Raw genomic sequence first — 8,514 nt, 5'->3', positions numbered from 1 at the left:
CGGCCTCGACGGTGCCCATCACCGGCAGCACCAGGCCCTCGCGCCGGTCGTTCTCGCCGGAGTCGTCGAGCGGCTCGGGAAGGCTGTCGCTGCCCACCTCACCGACGCCGAGGACGTCCACGCTGCGCACCGCATAGCCGTCGATCGCGGCCTGATCGAAGCCGGGCATCGGGCGCTCGGTCACCACTTCCTCGGCGCACATCAGTCCCTGCGCCTCGGCGATCGCCACACGTATCGGTCGCGGGGCCACCGCGGCCGCGGTGATCCGGGCCTGCTGCTCTTCCACCGAACGCACAGCGCGCCTCTCTGCCCTCAAACCCGGCGGGCGCCGCCGTAGGCGACCCGCTCACTGCGCGGGCGGGTCATCCCCACCCGGGACCGCTACGCGTTCACCGGCCCGCCGTCGTCCGCCAGCCGGGTTACCGCCCGGCTACTGCTCCGCCAGGCCCAATCGCGCCACCAACCACTGCCGCAAATCAGGGCCGTAGTCGTCACGATCCAATGCAAAGTCAACCGCAGCCTTGAGGTAGCCGCCAGGATTTCCCAAGTCGTGTCGAGATCCGCGATGCACGACCACGTGCACCGGATGGCCCTGGGCAATCAGCAACGCGATGCCGTCGGTGAGCTGTACCTCGCCGCCCGCCCCGCGCTCGATGCGGCGCAACGCATCGAAGATGGCCCGGTCGAGCACGTAGCGACCGGCCGCGGCGAACAGCGACGGGGCGTCCTGCGCCTTCGGCTTCTCGACCATGCCGTTGACCCTGAGCACGTCCGGATTGTCGTCGTCGGGGATGGGCTCGACGTCGAAAACCCCGTAGGCGCTGACCTCTTCGGGCGTTACCTCGATGGCACACAACACCGTGCCGCCGTAGTGCGCCCGCACCTTCGACATCGTCCCGAGCACACCGGTGGGCAACACCAGGTCGTCCGGCAGCAGCACCGCCACGGCGTCCTCGTCATCGGCCAGCCGCGACTCGACGCAGCCGATCGCGTGCCCCAGGCCCAGCGGCTCGCCCTGCACCACGGACTCGACCTTGATCAGCTGCGGCGCGCGCCGGACCTTGTCGAGCATCGCGGTCTTGCCGCGCTCCTCCAGCGTGCTCTCCAGCACCAAGTCCTCGACGAAGTGCGCGACGACGCCGTCCTTGCCCTCCGACGTGATGATCACCAGGCGCTCGGCACCGGCCTCGGCCGCCTCGGCGGCAACCAGCTCGATGCCCGGCGTATCGACGACCGGCAACAGCTCCTTGGGGACCGTTTTGGTCGCCGGCAAGAAGCGCGTCCCGAGACCGGCGGCGGGCACGACCGCAGTGCGTGGCACCACCACGTTTGGGCTTGACATTGTTCACACGATAACCCGCATCCACTACGCCGAGTCGATGTGGCGCGGGGAAACACCTGGCTGTCATCGTTGAACCATGGCGACCGCCAGCAAAGCCGCACTGCGTAACCAGCTGCTTGCCGCCCGGCGCCGGGTTGCCGACGACGTTCGCGCCGCGGAGGCCCAGCACCTGTGCGAGCGGCTGGAAGCCTCCGAAAGCATCGTGACCAGCGGCAGCACGGTTTGCGCCTACGTTCCGGTGGGCACCGAGCCGGGCTCGACCGCGATGCTGGACGCGTTGCTGCGGCGCACCGGACGGGTGCTGCTGCCGGTCGCGCGCACCACCGCGGACAACACGCCCATGCCGTTGTCCTGGGGCGAATACCGGCCCGGCACGTTGACCACCGGGCGCTGGGGACTGCTGGAACCGCCGCAACCGTGGCTGCCGCCGTCGGCCCTGGCCGAAGCCGCGGTGGTGCTGGTCCCGGCGCTGGCCGTGGACCGCCGCGGGGTGCGGCTGGGCCGGGGCCGCGGTTTCTACGACCGCTCGCTGGCCGGCCGCGACCCGCACGCACGGCTGATCGCGGTCGTCCGCGACGCCGAACTGCTCGACGAGCTACCGGCCGATCCGCACGACATCCCCATGACCCATGCGCTCACGCCCCGGCAGGGATTGGTCGATCTCGTCCCGGGCTGACACCGGGAATGAGACATGTCACCTGGCGGTTCTAGCACTTGAGACGCTAGAGTGCTAACCAGGTTTGCAATCATCCGGAGGTTTTCGTGCCGACTTACAGCTATCAGTGCACCGAGTGCGACGATCGCTTCGACATCGTGCAGGCCTTCACCGACGACGCGCTGACCACCTGCAAGCGCTGCTCCGGGCGGCTGCGCAAGCGCTTCAACTCCGTCGGCGTGGTGTTCAAGGGCAGCGGCTTCTACCGCACCGACAGCCGCGAGTCCGGCAAGAAGTCGTCGGGTTCGACCAACGGCTCCTCGTCGAGCGAGTCCGGGTCGAGCACCTCGAGCTCCGGCGAGAAGTCCGGCTCCAGCTCTAGCGAGAAGTCCGGCTCCAGCTCGAGCGACAAGTCGAGCAGCTCCACGGCTTCCACCGCCGCCGCGACCAACTGAGGGTTATCCACACCGGCGATGCCGGCCGGCGGCCCGTCCACCGGGTTGGGCCTACCGTTGCGGCGTGGGCGAATCATCGCTGAACCCAAGCTTATTGAGCCGACTGTCGCTGTGGCTGCGCCCGGACTGGACTCGTACCGTGCTGGCGCGCCGCGTCGCCGCGGGCGGGCTCGTCGTGCTGGCCGGAGTCGCCACGCTGCGGTCCAACCCCGCCGATGACTATGCGCAGGTGGTGGTGGCCGACCACGACCTACGACCCGGCGCCGCGCTGACCCGCGCCGATGTTCGGCTCGAAAAGCGTTTGGCCGCAACGGTTCCCGAAGGAGCACGAGCCGAGCTGGATACGGTGTTGGGGTCGACGCTGGCCGGCCCGGCGCGCCGCGGTGAGGTGCTCACCGACGTCCGGCTGCTGGGCAGCCGGTTGGCGGAGGCAGCGATCGGGTCGAAGGCGGGCCCGGACGCCCGCATCGTGCCGCTGCATCTGGCGGACAGCGCCCTGATCGACCTGGTACGGGTCGGCGACGTGGTCGACGTGCTCGCGGCGCCGGCCAGCGGTGCGCCGGACAACTCGCACGCGGCCCCGAAGGTGGTGGCCACCGACGCCGTGGTGGTGCTGGTATCGGCCAAAGAAAAGATTCAGGCCACCGATAGCGACCGCGTAGTGTTGGTTGCGCTGCCGGCTCGTGTGGCGAACACGGTGGCAGGGTCGGCGCTGGGCCAGACCGTGACGCTCACCCTGCACTGAGTGCCTGGCCGTGGTTCGTCTGCTGGCCGACGGCAAACTCTGTCCAGTCCCAGAAAGGCCGTGTCCAATGCTCAAAGGGTTCAAGGAGTTTCTCTCGCGGGGCAACATCATCGACCTGTCCACCGCGGTCGTCATCGGTACCGCTTTCACCGCACTGGTCACGGCTTTCACCAACGCCATCATCAAGCCGTTGATCAACCGGATCGGCGTCAACCAGAAGTCCGATCTCGGCATCCTGCGGATCAGCATCGGCGGCGGTCAGACCATCGACCTGAACGACGTCTTGTCGGCCGCCATCAACTTCGTGATTATCGCCGCGGTGGTGTACTTCCTGGTCGTGCTGCCCTACACGACGCTGCGCAAACGCGGCGAGGTGGAGCCGGCCGATGACGCGCAGGTCGTCCTGCTCACGGAGATCCGCGACCTGCTCGCGCAGCCCAACGGCGATTCGCCAGGCAAGCACGGCAGTGTGGCCACCACGCCCCCACCGGACTACGGACCCCGCGCGGAAGCCGAATCGAAATAGCCTGGCTTAGATCTCCAGGCTCGACAACTGCCCGATGATCTGGGCCGCCAACGGATTCAGCGTCGCCATCCCGTCGCGCACCGCGTAGCGGGAGCCGGCCAGGTTTACCACCAACGTGCTGCCGGACACCCCGGCCAAACCGCGGGACAAGCCGGCGTCGATGATGCCCGCCGACAGACCCGAGCCGCGGATGGCCTCGGCGATGCCGAGGATTTCGCGATCCAAAATCTCCCGGGTGGCCTCCGGGGTGACGTCACGCGGGGTGACGCCCGTCCCGCCGACCGAGACCACCAGGTCCACCCCGCCGATCACCGCGGTGTTCAGCGCGTTGCGGATCTCGATCTCGTCCGCGGCGACCGCGACCACACCGTCGACGACGAATCCCGCCTCCGTCAGCAGCTCGGTCACCAGCGGACCGTTATGGTCCTCGTCGCCGTGTGCGGTGCGATCGTCGACCACCACAACCAGAGCCCGGCCAACTACCAATTCCGCACCCGTTTCCATGGGTGCAACCGTATATCCGAGCTCAGACAATCCCGTCGCCGAGGGTTCGTCCACTCTCACTACTGATCCGCCTTCCCGAGGGTGACCGGCACGGTGCGGCTGCCGCCACCGGCGGCATCCTGGAATGTCAGCGTTATCTTGTCGCCGGGTGCTCTGGATCGCACGGCCGCGACAAGCGCGTCGGCGCTGTTGATAGGCCGGTCGTCGACCTTGGTGACGACGACGTTCTTGGGGACGCCGGCCGAGGCCGCCGCGCCGCCCGCGACGACGTCGACGACCTTGGCGCCCGGGGTGCCCTTGTCGTTCGTCACCTGCACGCCGAGCGAGGCGTGTGAGGCCTTGCCGGTGGCGATCAGTTCGTCGGCGATGCGCTTGGCCTGATCCACCGGTATCGCGAAGCCCAGCCCGATCGAGCCGCTCTGGGCATCCGGCGAGTCGCCGCCCAGGGTGGCGATGGCCGAGTTGACACCCACCAGTTGGCCGTTCATATTGACCAGCGCGCCACCGGAGTTACCGGGGTTGATCGCGGCGTCGGTCTGGATCGCGTCCAGCACGGTGTTCTGGTTGCCGGACTCACCGGTGGTGGACACCGGCCGGTTCAGCGCGCTGACGATGCCGGTGGTCACGGTGCCCGACAGGCCCAGCGGCGAGCCGATCGCGACGACCGGTTGGCCGACGCGCAGGTCCGACGAGGAGCCCAGCGAGATGGGCGTCAGCCCGGACATGCCCTGCACGCGAATGACGGCGATGTCGCTGGTGGGGTCGGCGCCGACCACCGTGAACGGTGCGGTGCGACCGTCAGAGAAGGTCACCGTGGTCTTTGCCGTCGGCGCGCCGGCACCGCCGCCGCTCGGTGCGCCCGGTCCGCCCGGCAGGCTCGGGGGCACGGGGGCCCCGGGCGGAGCTCCAGGCGGGCCGCCGGGACCCTTGGGCGGTCCGGCCGCGGCGGCGATCACGTGGTTGTTGGTCAGGATGAGCCCGTCGGTGGACAGGACGATGCCAGAGCCCTCTTCGGACTGGCGCCCGATGTCGGTCTCGAGCATCACGACGCTGGGCACCACCTTGGAGGCGACGCCCTCGACGCTGCCGGGTGGCATGTTCGCGGCCGGAACGCTGGGGGCCGCCCCAATGACCCGGCCGCCGCCGTTGCCCGTGCTGTGGGTGCCGAGCTCGACGGCCGTCGCTGCGGCACCGCCGATACCGGCCGACACCACCGCGATGGCCAACGCACCGACCACCAACAGGCCTGTGCGAGAACGCTTTTGGGGTTCCGGCGGGCCGGGCATTCCGGGCAGCATGCCGGGAATCGGGCCGCTGCCCGTGCCGGTCGGTATCGGGCCTACGCCGGTTCCCCCGGGGATCCGGCCCGGCCCGGTGTTGCTGAAGGGCTCGTAGGGCGGACGGAACTGCGTCGTCGGCGACGATGAGGGCTGCGACCGATAGCGCCAGTCGTACTGCTGGTTGTACGGCTGCTGCTGTCCCGGGGCATAGCCGGAGGACCCCGCATGGCTCGGGACGTGCGCAGGCTGGTTCGGCGCGGGAGAATACCCCGGCTGCTGCGGCGGTGGCGAATACCTCGGGTCATTCGTCATGGTCGCTAAGTCGCTCTTCCTCTATCTCAGTGTTTCGGCAAGTCGACGGCTGGGTTCAACAGTAGCCGCAGACCTACCTTGCCCGCGCGGACTGAGAGTCCACTGAGATAACGTTCGCCGATTCCCGAGAGTTCGCCTCGTCGCCACCCGGCTCCGTAGCGTGGTCGGCCGCGGCGTCTGCCTGGTCGGTTCGCGGCTCGCCGGCGGCGGCGGAGTACGTCGAGGCGGGCATTGGCCGGCCGGGCAGCAGCACATAGAAGGAGGTACCCGGGGGCTGGCCGCCCGGAACGGTGTCCTCGACGCGCAGCAGTCCGCCGTGGTTGAGCACGACCTTCTTGACAATTGCGAGCCCCAGACCGGAGCCGGGCATGGCCCGCGCCGTCGTCGACCGGTAGAACCGTTCGAACACCAGCCGGCGCTCCTGCGGCGGAATGCCGGGGCCGTGGTCGGCGATCACCAGCTCTGCGTGCGACGCGTCGAGCTGGCGCATGGTGACACCGACGTGGCCCCCGGGCGGGCTCCACTTGGCGGCGTTGTCCAGCAGGTTCAGCACCGCACGCGACAGCCCGGCGGCGTCGCCGTACATCTGCCAGGGTGTGACGTCGACGTCGAAGTGAATGTCGTTGCGCCGCCGCCTGACTCGCTCCAGGCTGCGATCGACGACCTCGGCCATGTCGACGGGCTCGTGTACCACCTGGCCGGCGTCGTCGCGGGTCAGATCCACCAGATCGCCTACCAACGTTGACAATTCCTCGATCTGCGCGACGACGTCGGCGCGCAGATCCACCATCTCCTGCTCGGGCAGGCGCGGCGCTCCCGGCTCCATCGACGCCATGAGCAGCTCGACATTGGTGCGCAGCGAGGTCAGCGGGGTGCGCAACTCGTGGCCGGCGTCGGTGACGAGTCGGGCCTGCCGCTCCCGGGACTCGGCGAGTGCGCGCAGCATCAGGTTGAACGACTCGGTGAGCCTGGCCAATTCGTCGCTGCCGAACACGGGGATGGGTCTGAGGTCATCGGTGCGCGCCACCCGCTCGGCCGCCTCGGTCAGGCGTGCCACCGGACGCAGCCCGGCCCGGGTCACCATGCCACCCGCCACCGCGGCGACCGCCACCCCGACACCGCCGACGATCAGCAGCACCCAGCGCAGCCTGTTCATCACGGCTTCGGTGGGCTTGAGGCTCTTCGAGATCAGCAGCGACGTGCCGTTCTGCAGGTGCACCGCGAGGATTCGCTGGTCGCCGGCGGTGCGCCGCGACATGAACAGATCGCCGTGGATGACCGCCTTCTCCGGAGCGCCGACCGGCAGGGTCTGACCCGGTTGCTGGGCGGTGTAGATCGCGTGGCCCGGGTTCACCAGCATGGCGTTGACGTCGGAGTAGGCGGTGCCCTCGATGGCTTTGCCCGGGTCGGCGGCCAGCGAGCCGCTGGCGATCAACAGCTGCGCGCGGCTCTGCAGTTGGTTGTCGATGTCGCTGTAGAGCGCGGCGGAGATGACGGCGTAGACGGCGAAGGCCATCAGCACCACGACCATGGCCACCATCGACATCGCCAGCAGCATCACCCGCCACCGCAGCGACAACGAGGGTGTCGCGCGCAACGGCGGGCGCAGCGGCGGACGCTGGGGCCGGGGGAACCGGATCATCGGTGGATCCGCATCACGGTGGCGTCTCCCGCAGGACGTATCCGACCCCGCGCACGGTGTGGATCAGCCGCGGCTCGCCATCGGCTTCGGTCTTGCGCCGCAGATAGCCGACGTAGACCTCCAGCGCGTTGCCCGAGGTGGGAAAGTCGAATCCCCACACCTCTTCGAGGATGCGGCTGCGGGTGAGCACCCGGCGCGGATTGGCGATCAGCATCTCCAGCAGCGCGAACTCGGTGCGGGTCAGGCTGATTCGGCGCTGGCCGCGGGTGACCTCGCGGGTCACCGGGTCCAGCGTCAGGTCGGAGAACGTCATCGCCACCGATTCGGCGTCGTCCTCCGGCTTGGTGCGGCGCAACAGCGCGCGCATCCGGGCCAGCAGTTCTTCCAGGGCGAACGGCTTCGGCAAATAGTCGTCGGCGCCGGCGTCCAGCCCGGCGACCCGCTCGGACACCGAATCGCGGGCGGTGAGCACCAGGATGGGGAGATCGTCGCCGGTGCTGCGGAGCTGACGGCACACCTCGAGGCCGTCCAGGCGCGGCATCATCACATCGAGGACGAGCGCGTCGGGACGATCGCTGGCGATCCGTTCGAGGGCCTCGACCCCGTCATGGGCCAGCTCAACCGAGTAGCCGTTGAAGGACAACGACCGACGCAGCGATTCGCGCACAGCGCGATCGTCGTCGACGACCAGTATTCGCACGGCCCCTAGTTTCGTCCCACCGCCTGAGACGGACCTGAGAGGCGCGCCGGGAGGGGACTAGCGGCGGTCACAAGCGCGGCGAAGCCGGGCGCCGTGGGCCGCCGCCATTCGGACTAGCGGCGGTCGCAAGCGCGGCGAAGCCGGGCGCCGTGGGCCGCCGCCGTTCGGACTAGCGGCGGTCGAGGTCGATCAGGCCGAGGCGGGCCGCCTTGAGCAGCCGCCGGGGCACCTTGTGGCGCTGACCCGCGACCGTGACACCGACGAGTTCGGTCTTCTCGGCCTTCCACTGCGCGCGCCGGCTACGGGTGTTCGCGCGCGACATTCTGCGCTTGGGTACGGCCATGGTCGGGCCT

10 protein-coding genes and 1 pseudogene are annotated in these 8,514 nt (G+C 69.3%); 4 read left to right on the top strand and 7 right to left on the bottom strand.

From position 1 onward, the window contains the following. A pseudogene (locus DQP58_RS16210) lies at positions 1-295 on the bottom strand (gephyrin-like molybdotransferase Glp); the annotation flags it as partial. 135 nt (positions 296-430) lie between these two features. Next, positions 431-1,342 (bottom strand): UTP--glucose-1-phosphate uridylyltransferase, encoded by a 912-nt coding sequence (locus DQP58_RS16205; RefSeq protein ID WP_112709326.1) that lies wholly within the window; start codon positions 1,340-1,342, stop codon positions 431-433. A 76-nt stretch (positions 1,343-1,418) separates the two neighbouring features. On the opposite strand from DQP58_RS16205, the gene DQP58_RS16200 reads away from it, so the two are divergent. From DQP58_RS16200 to mscL, 4 genes are all read left to right on the top strand, one after another. Next, complete coding sequence (locus DQP58_RS16200; RefSeq protein ID WP_112709325.1) at positions 1,419-2,018, top strand: 5-formyltetrahydrofolate cyclo-ligase; 600 nt, start codon at positions 1,419-1,421, stop codon at positions 2,016-2,018. A gap of 86 nt (positions 2,019-2,104) precedes the next feature. Then, entirely contained in the window at positions 2,105-2,452 is a 348-nt protein-coding gene (locus DQP58_RS16195; protein ID WP_112709324.1) for an FmdB family zinc ribbon protein, read from the top strand. A gap of 64 nt (positions 2,453-2,516) precedes the next feature. Next, positions 2,517-3,197: an SAF domain-containing protein gene (locus tag DQP58_RS16190; protein WP_112709323.1), complete on the top strand. Its 681-nt coding sequence runs from the start codon at positions 2,517-2,519 to the stop codon at positions 3,195-3,197. A gap of 67 nt (positions 3,198-3,264) precedes the next feature. After that, positions 3,265-3,723, top strand: a complete 459-nt coding sequence (gene mscL / locus DQP58_RS16185; protein ID WP_112709322.1) for a large-conductance mechanosensitive channel protein MscL — start codon at positions 3,265-3,267, stop codon at positions 3,721-3,723. 6 nt (positions 3,724-3,729) lie between these two features. Here mscL and DQP58_RS16180 read toward each other — a convergent pair whose 3' ends face one another. From DQP58_RS16180 to rpmF, 5 genes are all read right to left on the bottom strand, one after another. Then, complete coding sequence (locus tag DQP58_RS16180; protein WP_067356524.1) at positions 3,730-4,227, bottom strand: MogA/MoaB family molybdenum cofactor biosynthesis protein; 498 nt, start codon at positions 4,225-4,227, stop codon at positions 3,730-3,732. Positions 4,228-4,286: 59 nt separating this feature from the next. Next, the gene (locus DQP58_RS16175; RefSeq protein ID WP_112709321.1) at positions 4,287-5,819 is read right to left on the bottom strand and encodes a S1C family serine protease; all 1,533 of its coding nucleotides are present in this window, start codon (positions 5,817-5,819) and stop codon (positions 4,287-4,289) included. Positions 5,820-5,892: 73 nt separating this feature from the next. Continuing rightward, positions 5,893-7,461 carry a HAMP domain-containing sensor histidine kinase gene (locus DQP58_RS16165; RefSeq protein ID WP_112709320.1) on the bottom strand — a complete coding sequence of 523 codons (1,569 nt, stop codon included), beginning with the start codon at positions 7,459-7,461 and terminating at the stop codon, positions 5,893-5,895. Positions 7,462-7,474: 13 nt separating this feature from the next. After that, positions 7,475-8,161 carry a two-component system response regulator MprA gene (gene mprA / locus DQP58_RS16160; RefSeq protein WP_112709319.1) on the bottom strand — a complete coding sequence of 229 codons (687 nt, stop codon included), beginning with the start codon at positions 8,159-8,161 and terminating at the stop codon, positions 7,475-7,477. A 169-nt stretch (positions 8,162-8,330) separates the two neighbouring features. Then, a complete protein-coding gene (gene rpmF / locus DQP58_RS16155) occupies positions 8,331-8,504 on the bottom strand; it encodes a 50S ribosomal protein L32 (protein WP_003872812.1) in 174 nt (57 codons plus the stop codon). Between the last annotated feature and the right edge of the window lie 10 nt (positions 8,505-8,514).

Source organism: Mycobacterium colombiense, assembly GCF_003284975.1.
Classification (GTDB): Bacteria; Actinomycetota; Actinomycetes; order Mycobacteriales; family Mycobacteriaceae; genus Mycobacterium; species Mycobacterium europaeum_A.
This window is presented reverse-complemented; position numbering and strand designations above follow the sequence as displayed.